Source organism: Agrobacterium sp. Azo12, from assembly GCF_029193765.2.
Lineage (GTDB): Bacteria > Pseudomonadota > Alphaproteobacteria > Rhizobiales > Rhizobiaceae > Agrobacterium.
This window is the reverse complement of record NZ_JARFYO020000001.1, coordinates 2,952,857-2,970,241: the sequence shown is the minus strand read 5'-3', so window position 1 is coordinate 2,970,241 and position 17,385 is coordinate 2,952,857. Positions and strand designations below refer to the sequence as shown.

Sequence of the window (17,385 nt, the reverse complement as noted above, 5' to 3'; positions counted from 1 at the left end):
AGCGGGAAATCACTGGTTGTATCGCGCAAGGTGTCGTCGCAGTGATCGCGCTTTGTTTCAAAAATTGTCTGTGTTTGAGTTGCGCAGTCGCTTTTTCTAATCATTAATCAATTCGCGCCATATTTTTCTATAATGTGGCTGCTTGTTAGCAAAAACACGAGAAACCAAAGTTATGTGCCGTTTTCTTGCATATTCAGGTTCACCCGTCTGGCTCGACACGTTGTTGATCGAGCCTGAGAGCTCACTCATCAGCCAGTCAATGGCGGCGCGCGAGGCCAAAACCGTTGTTAACGGCGATGGGTGCGGCATTGGCTGGTACGGGGACCGCAAGGAACCTGGCATGTATAAGGGCATTCTGCCCGCTTGGTCTGACCGCAACTTGACCTCGCTCTGTCACCAAATCCAGGCACAGATGTTTCTGGCACATGTGCGTTCGGCCACCACCGGAGGCGTGTCGATGGCGAATTGCCATCCCTTCGGGCTTGATCGGCACCTCTTCATGCATAATGGCCAGATTGGTGGCTACGAACATGTCAAACGCAAGGTCGAGGCGCTCATTCCTGATGATGTCTATGCTGCACGCAGCGGCAGCAGCGATAGTGAGGCAATGTTCCTGATCGCTGCGGGATTTGGTCTGGCGGCTGATCCGATCTCGGCGTTCTCACGCACCTTGCTGACCTGCCTCGATATCCTGCGCTCTTCCAATGTTGACCAACCCATCCGTTTTAGTGCGGTTCTGGCCAATGGCGATACGATGCATGCGTTTCGCTGGTCGAGCGATGAACGGCCGCCGTCGCTCTATTGGCGGCGCATGCCGGATGGTGTGGCGGTTGCATCGGAGCCCTTCGGCGATCGGGACGAGACGTGGGAGCTGATCCCGGCCGATACGGTTGCAACGGTGAAGGGCGCAAAGATTTCCTTTGCACCGTTCGATCCATGCCTGGCGGATGCCAACGAAGAGCTTCTCTGCAAATCCGCTTGATACTGGTCAGCGCAACAGTTTGAGAGCGCCGGTCAGCGACTTCACCAGTTTGGTTGGTCCGGCCAGTCCCAGTCCGTCTATCGTTTCCTGCGACAGGTCACGGTCAGGGAACGTTTGCTGATAATCTTGATAGTTGTGCAGGGCCCTGGCGAATGCCGGGAACGGCACTGTCACGATTTCCTCCGTACCTGATGCAATGATCTTCAGCATGATATTGCGGATGGTTTCTGCATCTGCCTGCAAAATAGGGACAGGCTTGTTGGAGCTTATGTCGATTGTCCGCTGATGCCTATCTGTCAGTCGGTCGCCGCCCAATTGCGGGCGTTTGGCGCCAATGCCGATGCCGATGGCGCCGACGGTATTGGCAATCAGGCCAGCCGGCAGGGCAGGGTTGACGATGATGGCGGTGTGAAGCTCGGTTGTCATGGTTTTCCTCATTGTGCTGCGAGGAAAATAGGCGGTTTTACCAGGTAGATCATACCTATTATTGCCAAGATCAAGCCTAATTTGGTAGGCTCTACCCAATGAGCGGATTTATGAGGTGGTTTATGTCGATTAAGCGACTTGAGGCGGAGGATGTGCACATCCTCAATCATTTGCAGCAGGATGGTCGCATGACCAATCAGGCGCTGTCGGACGCCGTAGGACTGTCGACCTCACCCTGTTGGAGGCGGGTTCGTAATCTCGAAGAAACCGGCGTTATCCAGGGGTATGGCGCAAGACTGGACCGCAAGCAGGTCGGGCTTGGTGTTCTGGCGTTCATTCGTGTGAAGATCGACAGTCACAGTGAAGCAGAGGCGGAGGATTTTTCGCAACAAGTGTCTGCCCTGAAGGAAGTGGTTGCCTGCTACAGTATCGCGGGTGATGCGGATTTCCTGTTGCAGGTTGTAGCGCCCGATCTGGATAGCTATGCAGATTTTGCCATGTCTGTTGTTCGCCGCCTTCCGCGAATCAAGGAAATGCAGACGACATTTGTGCTGAAAGAGATAAAGGCATTTAATGGTTTTCCACTGGATTGCGTATAAAATCATCAAAAATGCGTTGGTAAACAATCCGGCTTTGCTAATATTGCTTCACGTGTCGAGGTTGTAATTTCGCGATTCGGCCACCAAACACGGCTCGCTTTCAACTACTTGTGGAATAAGGGCTTTTTGGCCCTTGGACTGACTTTGGAAATGCCGAAAATGTGAATTCCGGTGTTCGAGATGTGTCTTCGCGACGGGTTTACGAAGAGCTATCGAGCGGAAATAAATCCAACAGGGGCATCCTTCATGGCAATCTTCGACAATCTCTCCAAATACCGGCCTTATGGCCTTGCTGCTCTTCGCATTATCGTTGCGCTGCTGTTCATTCAGCATGGTACACAGAAACTATTCGGCTTTCCCGCCTCCCAGATGGAAGGTTCGCTACCTCCGCTTTTGATGGTTGCAGCACTTCTTGAACTGGTTGGCGGTATTCTGATTTTGGTCGGGCTTTTCACACGTCCCGTTGCTTTCATTCTGTCCGGTCAGATGGCTGTCGCCTACTTCATGGCCCATGCTCCATCGAGCTTTTTCCCGGCGTTGAATGGTGGCGATGCGGCAATCCTTTTCTGCTTTGTGTTTCTTTACATGGCCCTGTCGGGTCCCGGTGCCTTCTCCCTGGATGAACGGCGCGGCTGACCTGCCTTAAACGGCATCGCTTGCAGCGGTTTGACAACAGGCCCGCATGGTTTTCCATGCGGGTTTTTCGTATCCGGATTTTTTTCGAAACTTCGGTGAGCGCCGAAACATCACGTCTGCGCTTGGCCCTAGAAGGATGGCATTCATTCAGACAGGGAATCGGTTGTGATCAATAAAAACAGTCTTCTTCGAGAGCTCGCACTTCTGGCCTTGTTGTCCACATTCTGGGGCGCTTCCTATACGTTTATCAAGATCGGGGTGGAGACAATACCGCCGGTTACTCTGATCGCCGCCAGAACTTTGATTGCCGGCATGGTTCTTCTTGCTGTCCTTTATCTGCGTGGTGTGCGTCTACCAAAGGACAGGGCCGTTTGGCGAAGGTTCATTATTCAGGCCTGCCTTAACAGCGCCATTCCCTTTACGCTGATTGCCTGGGCTGAACAGACCATTGATGCGGGCCTCGCCGTTATCCTCAATTCGACAACGCCAATCTTCACGCTGCTGTTGACGGCTTTCGTCACGCGACACGAAATTGTCACCGGACGCAAACTGTTCGGTATCATTGTCGGTATGACGGGAACCTGCCTGATCATCGGCGTGCAGGCGCTTTCCGGGCTGGGGGACGCGTTGTGGGCGCAGCTGGCGGTGATTGTTGCGACCATGTGTTATGGCGCTGCAGCCATTTTCGGCAAGGGGTTCAAAGGTTTTGATCCGATGATACCAGCCGCAGGTTCTCTTATCTGTGGCGCGGTGATACTGGTGCCGCTCAGTATTGCCGTTGATCACCCATGGACCTTGCATCCCTCATTGCATTCCATTCTGGCATTGCTGGGGCTGTCGGTGTTTTCCACTGCTCTCGCCTTTATCATCTATTTTCGGCTGATGCAGACGCTTGGCTCCGTTGGTGCAACGTCTCAGGCTTATTTGCGTGTGCCAGTTGGTGTTGTGGTTGGCATGATCTTTCTGGGAGAAATGCCAACGGCTGAGGCATGGATTGGTATGGTGTGCGTACTAGTCGGGGTGATTGCGATGACATTGCCCAAACGCCAGCCTCGTCCCGCTCAAGAGGCTTGAAAACAAGAAAAGCCCGGCAGGTGAGGCACCTGCCGGGCTATTAAACTACTCAAATCCAATGGCAGGGTCTGTCACGAAAGACGCCCCACGATGGGATTAATTAGCGAGTGCGACCGCGGTTGCCACCATTGCCGGAGGCGCGCTTTTCACCAGCGTTGCCGCCGGCTGGAGAATGACGATTTGCGCCTGGCTTGCGGGCCGGACGGTTGACGCGCTTCTTGGAAGGACCACCGGGTCTGCCGGTTTCACCTTCTACCTGCTTTACGCGCTTGAAATCGGACGTGACTTCCAGATCGTTGTCGCGCTCTGCAGGAGTGAATTCTCCAGCGCGCTGTCCGCGGAAATCGCCGTTACGACGTCCGCCGTTGCGCTGAGCACCGCCTTCGCGATGACCACGATCATTACGCTCGCCATGGCCGCGTTCTGCGCCACCCTGACGGCGCGGACCGCCATTATTGCGGTTGCGATTGTCGCCACGAGTCGGGCTCGCAAGAACCTGAGGCCGTTCGCCAGATGCAACAGTGATATCAATGTTCATCAGGCGTTCGATGTCCCGCAGCAAACGGGTTTCGTCCGGTGCGCAGAAGGCGATTGCAATACCGTCGCGACCAGCACGAGCCGTACGGCCAATACGGTGAACGTATGCATCCGGTACTTCAGGCAGGTCGTAGTTGAAGACGTGGGTAACGGCTGGAATGTCGATGCCGCGAGCGGCAACGTCGGTTGCGACGAGAACCTTGACTTCGCCGTCCTTGAAGCCCTTCAACGCACGTTCACGCTGGCCTTGGCTCTTGTTGCCGTGAATGGAGGCAACCTTGAATCCAATATGCTCCAGATGCTTGGACAGCTTTTCAGCGCCATGCTTGGTGCGAAGGAACACGATAGCGCGGCCATCGGGGTTTTCGTTGAGCGACTTCTTGAGAAGTTCGGTCTTGTCGTTCTTGCCGGCAACGAAGTGAACATACTGTTCCACCTTGTCGGCAGCCTTGCCGGGAGGTGTGACTTCAACGGTGACCGGGTTGGTCAGATAGGCGCCAGCCAGATCGGCAATTGCCTTTGGCATGGTTGCCGAAAACAGCAGTGTGTGCCGCTTCGACGGAACCATACGCGAAATCTTGCGCAGGTCGTGAATGAAGCCAAGGTCCAGCATCTGGTCAGCTTCATCGAGAACGAGGTGGGTTACCTTGGACAGGCTGATTGCGTTGCGTGCAATGAGATCGAGCAGGCGGCCCGGTGTTGCCACCAGAATGTCAGTGCCCTTTTCGAGCTGCAGCTGCTGTTTGTTGATCGATGCACCGCCAACAACTTGGTTGATGCGCAGCGGGGTCTTACGCACGAAGGAGCGCAGGCTTTCACCGATCTGGTTTACCAGTTCGCGGGTTGGCGCGAGGATGAGGGTGCGGGTTGTACGATTTGCCGGACGATCCGCATGCTTCTGCAGCATTTCGATGATTGGCAGACCAAAAGCTGCCGTTTTTCCGGTGCCGGTCTGTGCAAGACCGATCATGTCGCGACCTTCCAGCAGCAGTGGTATTGCTTTTGCCTGAATTGGGGTCGGAGTGGTGTAGCCGAGCTGGGTAACAGCAGCCACGAGCTTTTCGGATAGGCCGAGTTCGTTAAAACTGGTCAATAAGATAACCTTTCGGGGCGCCAAAACGCTGTCGCCGGAACAGCCCATGCTGTCCGGTTGTCTTGGCGTCAAGAACCCCGCGTGAATTGGGAACTTGTGGGTTGGAATGACTTTCTGCGCGTTAAGTGCGGTCACGAAGACCATCTGCTTGCTATCTGCGCTTTTCCTTCCTGCGCTTAAATCGTATGCGTCATGCAGCTCACGCGGCTGCCGGAAGGTGAAAGCAGTGTGCATTTGGGCTCTTCAAGACCAAAAGTCAAGCAATTGTTTCTGGATACGCTATCCGAGACCTATTCTCAGGGACTACTTTACCCTTTGAACATATTTTCAGTTATATACATTTTTATTAAATTTAATCTGTTTATCCAGCTGCTGGTTCTGGCCATCCTGCATATCAATCCATAGATTCAATGGAATTGCGCGATCCGTGTGGGATTGATTCGATGGAATAAGGCTGGTTGTGATTGTAGTGACCGAACGAGGGCCTATTGGTGAGCACTAACGGCGAATTGCTGGCGATGGCGTGTGAAGGGATCCGCGACCTGGATCTTCCTGCGTGCATCAAAGACAGCGAATTGCGCTACGTTGCCGTCAATGAGTCTTACGCCCGTTTTATCGGCAGACCTCCTCAGGACTTTCCCGGAAAGGGAACATACGAACTGTCGGGTAATCCAAGCGATATCGATCGCGAGGATAAGGAACGTCGTTCTCTGGTTTTCGCGACAGAAGAAATAGCGGCCTGCCAAGGTGCAGTTTCGCTCGGCCGTCACGCCATTCGTTGTGAACGTTTCATCGCCGATGACGGTGCCATGTTCCTCTACGAAGTGTTTGAGAACATGCCTGCTTTCGAGTTGGAAACGCTTGGGCGGCATGAAGCTGAAATTCTGGTCGGCAGCGGTGTTCTTGACCTGATCGATGTCGGCATTTGCATTTACAGCCGAGAAAACCGTCTGCTGTATCACAATGCTCGGCTGTCTGATTTCTATCGGATGATCGATCTGGAATTGAAACCAGGCATGCGCCTCTCGGAAGTGCAGGGCGCTATCTATGACCATGCCGCCAATAACGGTGAAGAGGGTGTCAGCCGAGATCCGGCTGCCCGGCGTGCCTGGCTGAACGATCGGCTCGAAAAATACAATCTGCCTTATTTCGAATCCACTGAGCAGTTGTGTGATGGCAGTTGGTTGCGTCAGGTCAACAAACGGCTCGAAAGCGGTTTGCTGGTGTGTCTGCGCGTCGATGTGACTGAGTTCAAGGCGCATGAGGTTTTGCTCAGCCGCCACATCCGCGAAACTTGGCTCTATCGCGAAGCTCTGGAAGAATTGCCGGTTCCGGTATTCCTTCGCGACAGTGACCGTCGCTTGACCTTCATCAATGCTGCCTATGAGCGTCTGCTGGGCGGTGACCGCCGCAGGTTCATCGGTCAGACTGCGGAAGACATGTTCCCGGAAATGCGTGAGGCATTTCGCAAGGAGGATGAAGAGGTTCTGTTAAGCGGAACCGCCTTGCAGAAGGAAGAAAGTATTTCCTTCCATAGCGAAGGTCATGCCGTACCGGTCATCACCCGTCTTGGCCGGATTGTGACGCCCGATGACGAACGTTATCTGGTTGGCTCCATCACTGATGTTTCTGTGCTGAAAGACCGAGAAACGCGGGTCGTGCAGGCGCAAAAAGAGACCGAAGCCCTGCATGCAGAACTGGAAGGCATTCTTGCCTCTCTGCCTGTTGGTGTTCTGTTGCTTGGCCCGGAACTGGTCATTGAATACGCCAACAAGTCCTTTTACCAGACACTGGATACCCGTGCCACAGTCGATCTGGTTGGTATGAGCTACCGTGATTTTCTGCAGATGACCTTCAGGGAAGAGATTTACGATTACGGCAGTAAGTCCTTTGATGAGGTCTACTCCAACCGTATCGCACGTTTGCAAGTACCGGATCAGTTTGAGCCGCTGGAAATGCGCAGCGTGTCTGGCAAGGTCACGGTTATCTCGGCTGCCCGTATTGCCGGCGGTAAGGTTTTGATCACTTATACCGACGTGACGAGCGTGCGTGAGCGCGACAATGAAATCAGCCTGGCGAGGGCCGAGCTGGCACGTGTCGGTGAATATATGCAGGAAGCCACCCGCGCCATGGCGCAGGGTCTTTTGCTGATCGAGAATGGCGTTATCATAACCTCCAATGATGCGTTGCCTCGCATGCTCGATGTACCGACCAGCTATTTCGAGCCGGGTCAGGACTGGGCGGACATGTTTGCCTTCTGTGCGCAACGGGGCGATTTCGGCGGTCCGGAGGAGGCGTCCGCAACGCTTGCCACCTGGCGGGACAATGTTACCAATGCAAAGCCGTTTACATGGCTGTTCCAACGTGCCAACAACAGTTGGTTTAATCTCGAAGCGACGATCAGTTCCACCGGTTACTGGGTCATCACCGTAACCGATGTGACGGAGATGAAGCGCCGTGAGGCCGAGCTAGAGCGGTTGGTGCAGAGAGCGGAAGCCGCTGACCGCGCCAAGTCCGAGTTCCTGGCCAATATGAGCCATGAGATCCGTACGCCGATGAACGGTGTGCTTGGCATGGCGGAGTTGCTTGCCAAATCCGATCTCGATTCCCGCCAGAAAACCTTTACCGATGTCATCGTCAAATCCGGCAATGCGCTGCTGACAATCATCAACGACATCCTCGATTTCTCCAAGATCGATGCCGGTCAGATGAAGTTACGCAAGGTGCTTTTCGATCCAGTTGAAGCGGTTGAGGATGTTGCCTCGCTGTTGTCATCCACGGCGTCGGAAAAAGACATCGAGCTTGCCATCCGCATTGATCCTTCCGTGCAGCACATGGTGGTAAGTGATGCCGGCCGTTTTCGGCAGATCATTACCAATCTGGTTGGCAATGCCGTCAAATTCACCGAAACTGGTTACGTGTTGATCGAGCTTGCCGAACAGACGCTGGAGGCGGGTGAGGTTCTGCTGACCATTAAGGTTCAGGACACCGGCATCGGTATTCCCGCCGACAAGCTGGCGTCGATTTTCGACAAGTTCAGCCAGGTGGATTCTTCGTCCACCAGAAGACACGAAGGCACCGGACTTGGTCTTGCTATTACCGTTGGTCTGGTCGGTATTTTCGCAGGATCGATCAACGTCGAAAGTGCTGTCGGGCAGGGGACGCTGTTTACCATCAAGTTGCCGCTTGAGGCGGCAGCACTGCGCGGCAACAAAACCATAACGCTTCCGGCCGGTGATCTTGGCGGTGCACGCGTGTTGGTGATCGACGACAATGAAATCAACCGCCAGATCCTCAGCGAACAGTTGTCGCAATGGGGGTACGACAGCTATGCCGCTGAAAGTGGTGCAGCTGGTCTGGCAATCATTCAGCAGGCCGCCGAACTTGGCTTCATCATCGATACTGTCATCCTTGACTATCACATGCCCGTTATGAACGGCATCGATGTCGCTCGGCAAATCCGTTCGGACGACCGTTTGCAGGATATGGGCATCGTTTTCCTGACCTCTATGGATATGGTGGTTGGTGATGACAGTCTGCTGAACGATATGAATGTTCAGGCACATCTGATGAAGCCGGCCCGCGCCAAGCTGCTGCGCTCCACCCTTGGCGAAATCGTGCGTGCATCGCGCCTGCAACGGCGTGGACGCATGCTGACGAGACGCCAGGAAGCAGTCACAGATGCACCTGCGGCGCCTGTCTTGTCGAAGCCGGAGACACGTAAGCCGGTGACGAAGGTTGTTCGGCCGGTCGTTGCCTCCACTCTCGATGTGCTTGTGGCTGAAGACAATGATGTCAACCAGATTGTGTTTTCACAAATCCTGCAGGGGACCGGTTTGCGGTTCCAGATTGTCAATAATGGCAAAAAGGCCGTGGCGGCGTGGGAGGAGCATAATCCGGCTGTGATCCTGATGGACGTCTCCATGCCCGTTATGAACGGCCATCAGGCCACGCAGCTTATTCGTGAGCGCGAAGAAGAGGCTGGTGATGGGCGGCATGTGCCGATTGTTGGGGTGACGGCGCATGCACAGGAAAGCGATCGAGAACGCTGCCTTGAGGTTGGCATGGATGATTATGTTTCCAAACCAATCAGTCCTGAGTTGCTAGAAGCCAAACTAAAGCAGTGGCTGGGTGAAAATGCTATCCCGCGGGCTGGAGCGATCTAAAACCTCAGCCACGGTGTCTACTTTGGCGTACCTAAACCAAGTGCGTCTACAGCCTCGGTGATAGCGTCATCGTTGGAACCCATTGTGGTCGCGATAGACCAGTACGCCGCATTGTCTTGAACTGGTTTGAAACGACGACCGCTTGAGATCTGTGCTTGCGTATTCTGCATTTGGGAATTGATGGTCCGCAAGATTGGAAAATCCGACCGCGCCGCGATATCGATCAATATCGACGTTCATAGCTCATTCTAAGATTAAAAAACTTAAGCCGGTTGTGGACCGGCATAAGTTTCTGAGTGATTATCTGAACAGCTGCGTGACACTGTCCGGCTGGGTATTGGCAATCGATAGAGCCTGAATACCGAGCTGCTGCTGAGTTTGCAGTGCCTTTAAGCGAGTGGACTCTTCGTTCATGTCTGCATCCACCAGGCGACCAATGCCGCTGTCGATTGCATCGGATAATTTCGCGGCAAAGTCTGATTGCAGTTCGATCCGTTTCGACAGAGATCCCAGAGACGAAGCCACATTGGCCATTTTGGCCAACTGTCTGTCTGCGTAGGAAATGAAGACGTCCAGAACCAGGTTTGGATCAGCGTCAGCGCCGAACATGTCGTCGCGGTAATCTTCCAACTTGGTGATGTCAAAGGTGGTAATGCTACCGTTCCCACTGTGCATGATCGAGATCGTAGTGCTACCTTTGTCGATAACACCACCGCCATCGACAGCTTTTACGAACAGGCCATCATAACGGGTATAGAAATTCGTACCGTCTGTATGCAGGCCGTTGTCGGTGACAGTCCAGTTTGGATCGTAATGGAATGTCTTGAGAATCCAGCCCTGGTTGCCTTCTTCGTATATGAGCCCGTCATATGCCAGGTCTCGATCAAGCAAACCCCATGCCGGGCCTGTTGTGTGGTTACCAAACAGAATGTCTTCGGATGTCTGCACAACGTCCGCTGATTTAACGGATACGTTGCTGTTGGAGTCACGCACGAAACTTGTGACGATGGTCTTGGTATCTTTCACCGAAAAGGCGCCAAAGTAATAGTTCGATCCAAGCGTTACCCCAAGCGATCCTACGAAAGTGGCTTTCAACAGGTTTTCACCGGAGAAGGATGCCGCGTCAGCAATTGCCTTTAGCTGGTCCTGAAGCTGGGAGATTTCGTCCTGGACTTTTGCTTTGTCGACTGATGCTTCCGTTGCGGTCACCAGCTTTTTCTTGATTTCCTTCACCACATCGATGGCCGCTTCAACGCCGGAATAGGCCGTGTCGATTTTTGCGGCACCCAGACCGAGGGCATCTTCAACTGCGCTCATGGCACCATTGTCTGAGCGCATGGTTGTGGCGATTGACCAATAGGCGGCATTGTCTTTTGCTTCACCGACCCGAAGGCCGCTCGAAACCGCTTCTTGCGTATTCTGCATTTGCGAATTGATCGTGCGTAATGTCGCAAGGGCTGATTGTGCAGCGATGTTGGTCAATATCGACGTCATAACAATTTCCGAGAGAAATAGCGGAAGAAATTATGCTTAAAATTATGCGGATATTATAAACAATACGTTAACCAACGGCTTTGTTCTTGACGTTTTGCAAATCGAGATACTATAAATGAGATTTTCTTAAGTAATTGAAATAAAATAAATTTATATGTTTCTTGTATAGAAAGTTCTACCGTATAGCCGTTAACGCCTGTATTTATTTGTCATGGCTGGCGGCTTGAACAACAGAGATCAAATGCAATCAGGCGGCGATCAGCACCATTATACAGATCGCGACCGATATCAGCTCAAAAGTAAACCTGGACGTGTTGTGGTTATGGCTTGGTTCCGCACAGCATTTCACGTTTTCCAGCAAAACCTTTACGCCGTTCCAGATCAAAGCCAGCGGCAATGAGATTGCGGCGTACGAAACCGGCTGCGGCGTAGGTGGCGAAACTGCCGCCTTCCGCCGTTTTGTCGAATAATGCGGTCATGATTTCAATCGACCACATGTCCGGATTGCGGGCGGGTGCAAAACCATCCAGGTACCAGGCGTTGAACATGTGTGGGCTGGCCTGAATGCCGTCAAAAGCCACACCACAGACCACGGTCAGGCGAGTTTGTTCATCCAGTTGCAGATCGACATGACCTTGCGGTTCCTCCGGCCACAACTTGACCAGAGCGTTCCGTTCTTCATCGACTTCCGGCCAACGGGAAAGGGCGCGGTCAATTTCCTCTGCCTTCATTGGATAAAGCTCGAAGGACACGAAATGTAGTTGGCCGCCTGTCGGGCGCGTCTGTTTCCACTGTCGCCAGGTCTCGCAAAGATTAAGCGCTGTGCCGAAACCAAGCTCGCCGATGCGGAAGGTATCGGTTGCTGTTTGCCAGCGCTCCGGTAGTCCGTTACCAGACAGAAACACATGCCCGCATTCGAGGCGGCCATCGGTCTGGCAATAAAAGTGGTCGCCAAAGGCAAGCGAATAGGGCATATCGCCCTCGCGCCAATCGAGCGTGGTTGGTGTGTTATCCTGCGGTTGGCTCTGGTTGGCCGGTGTGCTTTCGTCTGGATGTGTCATGAATAAAGCCGATAATCTGGCCAGTGCTGCGGGTCAATCTCATTCCTCTCCTTCCTCTGTCGACCTTTTGATCGTCGGTGGCGGCGTTATGGGGCTGTGGGCTGCGGTAAAAGCAGAGCGACTTGGTCTCAAGACATTACTGGTTGAGCAGAATCTTTTGGGGCAGGGCGCCAGCGGTGGCCTTATTGGCGCTCTCATGGCTCATATGCCGGACAGATGGTCAGAGAAAAAGCAATTCCAGTTTGATGCGCTGGTAGCGTTGGAAGCCGAGATCGCCGAGCTGGAGGCTGCGACCGGGTTTTCGGCCGGGTATCGCCGTTGCGGACGCATCATTCCTCTGCCCAAACCGCATTTGCGCGACATCGCGCTGCGTCATGAGCAGGATGCCAAAACGAATTGGATGCGGGATGGGCGTCAGTTCCACTGGCATGTTCTGGATGCGCCACCGGTTGCGGGTTATCTGGCAGATGCGTCAATGGCGGGTGGATTTGTTCATGACACGCTTGCTGCACGCATGTCGCCGCGGTCCATGGGACGGGCGCTCTCTGCATTTCTCAAAACCGCACAAAACGTGACTGTGGTTGAAGGGGTTGGCGTCAGTTCTCTCGATCCTGATCGGGCACAAGCCACATTATCAACTGGTGAAACCGTATCATTCGGCCATGTCATCGTCTCTGCCGGTTGTCAATCATTCCCGCTGCTTCAGCAAAGCCTGAATTTGGTGGGTGCAGCGCCACTTGGTCAGCCGGTCAAAGGGCAATCTGCACTGATGAAGGCCGATATTGACCCCGCAATGCCGGTGCTGTTTCTTGGGGGCCTTTATGTCGTGCCGCATGATGATGGCATGGTAGCGGTTGGCAGCACCAGCGAGGAGAGTTTTTCAGAACCATTCACAACCGATGCCCAACTCGACGTGTTCATAGAGAAAGCCCGGAACCTTGTTCCTGCTTTGGGGAATGCTGAGGTGGTGGAGCGGTGGGCCGGGCTGCGGCCCAAGGCGATTGACCGTGATCCAATGGTCGGTAGCCTGCCAGAGCACCCGCGTCTTGTCGCCTTGACCGGCGGCTTCAAAGTCAGTTTTGGACTGGCACACCGGTTGGCGGATGCTGCTCTTTCGGTCGTGCAAGGCATTGAGCCAAAGCTACCGCAAAGCTTCTTGCTTGAAAGTCACATTGCCGTGGCCACAAAGTCTTCATGATTTTCAGGCGTTTCGCGTCGTTAATCTGTCATGCAAATCACCTATCGCTAAATCATCGGCCTGAAAGTCGAGCCACGATTTTCAGAGAGTACGATGCTTCGGTTCAATGCATGTAGCGGCATTTGGCATTCAATGGATATTGAATGCGGCGGCGTGTTGAAGCGAGGTCTGAGCAAATCGCCAGTGGAGCGAGGTGACGACGCATGCGATACGCCATTCATTTCACTCCGACCCCCAACGATCCGTTGACGGCGGTTGCTGCGGCCTGGCTTGGCCGTGATGTCTATTCCGGTGAGAGTGTCGATCCGCCGCCTGCGACCGGTCTTGGTATGCAGGAAATTTCTTATCACACGGCTTTGCCGCGACGTTATGGTTTTCATGGTCTGGTCAAGGCGCCGTTCCGGCTAAACGATGATGTTACTGAAGCTATGTTGCTGCGCGAGTTGATGTGCTTTGCCGGTTTGCAGCAGCCATTCGAACTGCCACCGCTTGAAATTGCCCGCATCGGTTCGGTGTTCAGCCTTATTCCATCATGGCCATGCGACAAGCTGGGTTTCCTGGCAGCAAGTGTCGTGCAGGCATTTGACCGTTACCGCGCCCCGCTGAGCGATGCGGAAGTTGATCGTGCCGACCCTGACCAGTTGTCGGCAGCGCAGCTGACCAATCTGCATCGCTGGGGTCATCCCTATGTGATGGAGGATTTCCGCTTTCAGATGCCGTTGACCGGAAGTGTGTCGCAATCTGATTTCGTGCGGGTTGAACATGCCGTACGCGTGGTGTTTGAGCCGCATTTGTCACGCAAGCTGAGCTTCAACAATCTTGCGCTGTTTGTGGAGGATGAACCGGGTGCGCCGTTCCGCGTGCATTCGCTTCATCCCATGGGCCGGGTTTCTGCCAGGCGTGTGGCACGCAAAGAACCTGCTTCTGACGTGATGCAGCCTGCCTGATGAGCCCCGCCGTTTTCATTGATCCCCACGCGTCCTGATCTCATGCAAAAAGAGATCGGGATGAGGACATTATTCATCTCGACTTTCCCAATGTGAATGTTACCGTTCTGCGAGATTTGCGGAAGGTGAGTGAATGATATCCGATAATTACCCGCGTGATTTGATTGGTTACGGTCGTAACGGTTTCGATCCGAAATGGCCCGGTGGGGCCAAAATAGCAGTTCAGTTCGTCATCAATTACGAAGAAGGCGGGGAAAGCTGCATTCTCGATAATGACAAGGCATCTGAGTCGCTGCTGTCGGAAATCGTTGGTGCGCAGCCATGGGCTGGTCAGCGCAATCTAAATATGGAATCGATCTATGAATACGGCTCGCGTGCCGGTTTCTGGCGCCTGTGGCGCATGTTTACCAGTCTTGGAGTAACGACCACAGTTTATGGCGTAACCTCTGCCATGGCCCGCAATCGGGACGCTGTTGCCGCGATGAAAGAGGCCGGTTGGGAGATTGCCAGCCATGGCTACCGCTGGCTTGAGTACAAGGATTTTTCAGAAGAAGAAGAGCGCCAGCACATTGTCGAGGCGGTGCGTGTTCACACTGAACTGACCGGTGAGCGTCCCTATGGCATGTACCAGGGCAAACCGTCCGACAACACCTTGAAGCTGGTGATGGAAGAGGGCGGTTTCCTTTATTCCTCGGACTCTTACGCCGATGATCTGCCCTATTGGGTGAGGGGCGCGAAGGACGATCCGTTCCTGATTATTCCCTACACACTTGAAACCAATGACATGCGCTTTGCTACGCCCCAGGGTTTCAACTCGGGCGACCAGTTCTTCACCTATCTGAAAGACGCATTCGACGTGCTTTATCAGGAAGGGCAGGAAGGTGCGCCGAAGATGCTGAGCGTTGGCCTGCATTGTCGCCTTGTCGGTCGTCCGGGCCGTGCGGCTGCGTTGCGCCGTTTCATCGAATATGTGCTCGGACACGAAAAGGTATGGATACCGCAGCGTATCGACATTGCCCGTCACTGGCATGAACACCATAAGCCCGGGGCGGTTTGAGATGGTATCACGTGAGGATATCGTCAGCCGCTTTGGCGGTGTATTTGAGCATTCCCCTTTCATTGCCGAACGGGCCTATGATGCCGGATCTATTGTCGAGCCGTTGACTGCGCCGGGTGTGCACGGCGCGCTCGTCGCCATGTTCCGAACTGCTTCACAGGAAGAGCGGCTTGGAGTTCTGCGCGCCCATCCCGATCTTGCCGGCAAGCTGGCCATCGCGGGCAAGCTGACGGATGACAGTCGTAATGAGCAGGCCGGTGCCGGGCTCGACCGTTTGACGCCGGAGGAGCATGCCCGTTTTACCGAGTTGAATGCGGCCTATGTAAGCAGTCATGGGTTTCCCTTCATTATCGCGGTGAAGGGTCTGAACCGACACGACATTCTCGCGGCATTCGAGACGCGCATCAGCAATGATCATGACACGGAGTTTGCGACTGCAACCGCACAGGTTGAGAAAATTGCCTTGCTTCGTTTGACATCCATGCTGCCGGAGACCTGAATGACCACGCAGATCAAAGGTGAACGTCTCGACATCGAGCCCTTGAGCAGCGCGGCATTTGCGCCGTTTGGTGAGGTGATCGAGGCCACCCCATCATCCGTCAGGATAATCAATGGCGGCACCACAGAACGCCACCATGCTCTGTTCGTGCCAGAGGCCGCAGGTGAGGGCGCGCGGGTTGTCATCAACCTGTTTCGTGGCCAGCCACGCGCCTTTCCATACGGCATTGATATGATGGAACGGCACCCGCTTGGTAGCCAGAGTTTCTCGCCCCTTTCCGGGCGTCCCTTTCTGGTCGTGGTCTCGGAAGATGAGGACGGCAAGCCGGGCAGGCCCAGGGTTTTTCTCGCCCGGGCTGATCAGGGCGTGAATTATCGACGCAATGTCTGGCATCATCCGTTAATGGCACTGGATGTCGTCAGTGATTTTCTGGTTGCCGACCGGGAAGGTCCGGGCAACAATCTGGAAGAGTATTTTTTCGAGTCGCCCTATATCATTGCGGAGCCAACGTTATGACCGGTCTTACGACCCATGTTCTTGATGCTGCCCATGGCACTCCGGCAGAAGGTTTGAAAATCGACCTCTACCGGCTGGACGGGGAAGGCCGAACCAAGCTTAAAAGCGTGCTCACCAATAATGACGGCCGCGTCGATGGCGGACCTTTGCTGATTGGCGACAGTTTTCAAGTCGGACAATATGAACTGGTGTTTCATGCCGGGGATTATCTACGTGGCAAGGGCATTACATTGCCGGAACCCGCGTTTCTCGACATTATTCCGATCCGTTTTGGCATTGCTGATACAGAGGGACATTATCATGTTCCTCTGTTGCTCTCACCCTTCAGCTATTCGACTTATCGGGGAAGTTGACCACTCATGATCTTCGCTGCGATCGCCGATATTCATGGAAACTGCGCCGCGCTGGAAGCGGTGCTGGCGGATATAGAAAAGCTCGGCATTGAGGATGTCGTTAATCTCGGGGATTGTTTCAGCGGGCCGCTGGAGGCTGGCTGGACAGCCGATCTCCTGCTCAAGAACTGGGTACCGACCGTGCGCGGCAATCACGACCGTGCACTGATTGACCGTGCCTATGAAGACATGGGCGACTGGGAAAGACCGGCGTATCAGCAGTTGTCACCGGAACATTTCGACTGGTTGCAGACGCTACAATTCAGCATGGTCTACAAGGACGAGGTGTTCTGCTGCCACGGCTCGCCGAAAGATGACAATCAGTACTGGCTGGAAACGGTCAGTGCAGAGGGCATCATGCATCTGCGTCCGCTTGCCGAAATCGAGGCTCTGGCAGAAGGGATCGAGCAACCTTTGATCCTGTGTGGCCACACTCATATTCCACGCTCTGTGCAGCTTTCCGACGGGCGTTTGATCGTTAACCCCGGTAGTGTTGGTTGCCCCGGTTACACGGACGACAAACCAGTTTTTCACACGGTGGAAACGGCGACACCGTTTGCAAGCTACGCGGTTCTCGAAAAGACCTCACGCGGCTGGCAGCCCACCTTCCGTCAGGTGCGCTATGACAACCTTGCCATGGCCGAACTCGCCCGCAACAAGGGAATGGACAGCTTTGCCAATGCCCTGACCGGCGGTTGGGTGAAGTAA

General features: G+C 54.2%; 17 protein-coding genes. 12 read left to right on the top strand and 5 right to left on the bottom strand.

Annotated elements, in window-relative coordinates:
• The first annotated feature begins 172 nt into the window (after positions 1-172).
• Complete coding sequence (locus tag PYL13_RS14150; RefSeq protein WP_275641753.1) at positions 173-982, top strand: class II glutamine amidotransferase; 810 nt, start codon at positions 173-175, stop codon at positions 980-982.
• Between the two features lie 6 nt (positions 983-988).
• Here PYL13_RS14150 and PYL13_RS14145 read toward each other — a convergent pair whose 3' ends face one another.
• On the bottom strand, positions 989-1,408 hold the full coding sequence (locus tag PYL13_RS14145; protein ID WP_250982027.1) for a DUF2000 domain-containing protein: 420 nt from the start codon (positions 1,406-1,408) through the stop codon (positions 989-991).
• Positions 1,409-1,530: 122 nt separating this feature from the next.
• Here PYL13_RS14145 and PYL13_RS14140 point away from each other — a divergent pair, with 122 nt between their 5' ends.
• The 3 genes from PYL13_RS14140 (at position 1,531) to PYL13_RS14130 (ending at position 3,717) form a co-directional block, all read left to right on the top strand.
• Positions 1,531-2,007: an Lrp/AsnC family transcriptional regulator gene (locus PYL13_RS14140; RefSeq protein ID WP_275641752.1), complete on the top strand. Its 477-nt coding sequence runs from the start codon at positions 1,531-1,533 to the stop codon at positions 2,005-2,007.
• Positions 2,008-2,253: 246 nt separating this feature from the next.
• On the top strand, positions 2,254-2,643 hold the full coding sequence (locus tag PYL13_RS14135) for a DoxX family protein (protein ID WP_192488325.1): 390 nt from the start codon (positions 2,254-2,256) through the stop codon (positions 2,641-2,643).
• Between the two features lie 165 nt (positions 2,644-2,808).
• Complete coding sequence (locus PYL13_RS14130) at positions 2,809-3,717, top strand: DMT family transporter (protein WP_275641751.1); 909 nt, start codon at positions 2,809-2,811, stop codon at positions 3,715-3,717.
• A gap of 100 nt (positions 3,718-3,817) precedes the next feature.
• Here PYL13_RS14130 and PYL13_RS14125 read toward each other — a convergent pair whose 3' ends face one another.
• The gene (locus PYL13_RS14125; protein WP_405049372.1) at positions 3,818-5,395 is read right to left on the bottom strand and encodes a DEAD/DEAH box helicase; all 1,578 of its coding nucleotides are present in this window, start codon (positions 5,393-5,395) and stop codon (positions 3,818-3,820) included.
• A 470-nt stretch (positions 5,396-5,865) separates the two neighbouring features.
• Here PYL13_RS14125 and PYL13_RS14120 point away from each other — a divergent pair, with 470 nt between their 5' ends.
• Positions 5,866-9,513, top strand: a complete 3,648-nt coding sequence (locus PYL13_RS14120) for a response regulator (RefSeq protein WP_275642040.1) — start codon at positions 5,866-5,868, stop codon at positions 9,511-9,513.
• A 17-nt stretch (positions 9,514-9,530) separates the two neighbouring features.
• Here PYL13_RS14120 and PYL13_RS26950 read toward each other — a convergent pair whose 3' ends face one another.
• From PYL13_RS26950 to mnmD, 3 genes are all read right to left on the bottom strand, one after another.
• Positions 9,531-9,704, bottom strand: coding sequence for a flagellin N-terminal helical domain-containing protein (locus PYL13_RS26950; protein WP_368077684.1), 174 nt, complete (start codon positions 9,702-9,704; stop codon positions 9,531-9,533).
• 109 nt (positions 9,705-9,813) lie between these two features.
• Positions 9,814-11,007: a flagellin N-terminal helical domain-containing protein gene (locus tag PYL13_RS14115; protein WP_275641750.1), complete on the bottom strand. Its 1,194-nt coding sequence runs from the start codon at positions 11,005-11,007 to the stop codon at positions 9,814-9,816.
• A 320-nt stretch (positions 11,008-11,327) separates the two neighbouring features.
• Positions 11,328-12,068 (bottom strand): tRNA (5-methylaminomethyl-2-thiouridine)(34)-methyltransferase MnmD, encoded by a 741-nt coding sequence (gene mnmD / locus PYL13_RS14110; RefSeq protein ID WP_275641749.1) that lies wholly within the window; start codon positions 12,066-12,068, stop codon positions 11,328-11,330.
• On the opposite strand from mnmD, the gene PYL13_RS14105 reads away from it, so the two are divergent.
• From PYL13_RS14105 to PYL13_RS14075, 7 genes are all read left to right on the top strand, one after another.
• Complete coding sequence (locus PYL13_RS14105) at positions 12,067-13,266, top strand: NAD(P)/FAD-dependent oxidoreductase (protein WP_275641748.1); 1,200 nt, start codon at positions 12,067-12,069, stop codon at positions 13,264-13,266. The two genes, mnmD and PYL13_RS14105, sit on opposite strands and share 2 nt — an antisense overlap.
• A gap of 203 nt (positions 13,267-13,469) precedes the next feature.
• Entirely contained in the window at positions 13,470-14,213 is a 744-nt protein-coding gene (locus PYL13_RS14100) for a DUF1045 domain-containing protein (protein ID WP_275641747.1), read from the top strand.
• Between the two features lie 133 nt (positions 14,214-14,346).
• A complete protein-coding gene (puuE, locus tag PYL13_RS14095) occupies positions 14,347-15,270 on the top strand; it encodes an allantoinase PuuE (RefSeq protein WP_275641746.1) in 924 nt (307 codons plus the stop codon).
• A gap of 1 nt (position 15,271) precedes the next feature.
• A complete protein-coding gene (uraD, locus tag PYL13_RS14090; RefSeq protein WP_275641745.1) occupies positions 15,272-15,769 on the top strand; it encodes a 2-oxo-4-hydroxy-4-carboxy-5-ureidoimidazoline decarboxylase in 498 nt (165 codons plus the stop codon).
• Positions 15,770-16,285: an ureidoglycolate lyase gene (locus PYL13_RS14085; protein ID WP_275641744.1), complete on the top strand. Its 516-nt coding sequence runs from the start codon at positions 15,770-15,772 to the stop codon at positions 16,283-16,285.
• Positions 16,282-16,638: a hydroxyisourate hydrolase gene (uraH, locus tag PYL13_RS14080; RefSeq protein ID WP_275641743.1), complete on the top strand. Its 357-nt coding sequence runs from the start codon at positions 16,282-16,284 to the stop codon at positions 16,636-16,638. Before PYL13_RS14085 ends, uraH begins: the two co-directional genes overlap by 4 nt.
• Before the next feature lie 6 nt (positions 16,639-16,644).
• Positions 16,645-17,385 carry a metallophosphoesterase family protein gene (locus tag PYL13_RS14075; RefSeq protein WP_275641742.1) on the top strand — a complete coding sequence of 247 codons (741 nt, stop codon included), beginning with the start codon at positions 16,645-16,647 and terminating at the stop codon, positions 17,383-17,385.

Bases quoted from the DNA above. Each gene is read 5' to 3' on its own strand.
- PYL13_RS14150 (WP_275641753.1), top strand. From the start codon at position 173: ATGTGCCGTTTTCTTGCATATTCAGGTTCACCCGTCTGGCTCGACACG.
- PYL13_RS14145 (WP_250982027.1), bottom strand. From the start codon at position 1,408: ATGACAACCGAGCTTCACACCGCCATCATCGTCAACCCTGCCCTGCCG.
- PYL13_RS14140 (WP_275641752.1), top strand. From the start codon at position 1,531: ATGTCGATTAAGCGACTTGAGGCGGAGGATGTGCACATCCTCAATCAT.
- PYL13_RS14135 (WP_192488325.1), top strand. From the start codon at position 2,254: ATGGCAATCTTCGACAATCTCTCCAAATACCGGCCTTATGGCCTTGCT.
- PYL13_RS14125 (WP_405049372.1), bottom strand. From the start codon at position 5,395: ATGGGCTGTTCCGGCGACAGCGTTTTGGCGCCCCGAAAGGTTATCTTA.
- PYL13_RS14120 (WP_275642040.1), top strand. From the start codon at position 5,866: ATGGCGTGTGAAGGGATCCGCGACCTGGATCTTCCTGCGTGCATCAAA.
- PYL13_RS14115 (WP_275641750.1), bottom strand. From the start codon at position 11,007: ATGACGTCGATATTGACCAACATCGCTGCACAATCAGCCCTTGCGACA.
- PYL13_RS14105 (WP_275641748.1), top strand. From the start codon at position 12,067: ATGAATAAAGCCGATAATCTGGCCAGTGCTGCGGGTCAATCTCATTCC.
- mnmD (WP_275641749.1), bottom strand. From the start codon at position 12,068: ATGACACATCCAGACGAAAGCACACCGGCCAACCAGAGCCAACCGCAG.
- PYL13_RS14100 (WP_275641747.1), top strand. From the start codon at position 13,470: ATGCGATACGCCATTCATTTCACTCCGACCCCCAACGATCCGTTGACG.
- puuE (WP_275641746.1), top strand. From the start codon at position 14,347: ATGATATCCGATAATTACCCGCGTGATTTGATTGGTTACGGTCGTAAC.
- uraD (WP_275641745.1), top strand. From the start codon at position 15,272: ATGGTATCACGTGAGGATATCGTCAGCCGCTTTGGCGGTGTATTTGAG.
- PYL13_RS14085 (WP_275641744.1), top strand. From the start codon at position 15,770: ATGACCACGCAGATCAAAGGTGAACGTCTCGACATCGAGCCCTTGAGC.
- uraH (WP_275641743.1), top strand. From the start codon at position 16,282: ATGACCGGTCTTACGACCCATGTTCTTGATGCTGCCCATGGCACTCCG.
- PYL13_RS14075 (WP_275641742.1), top strand. From the start codon at position 16,645: ATGATCTTCGCTGCGATCGCCGATATTCATGGAAACTGCGCCGCGCTG.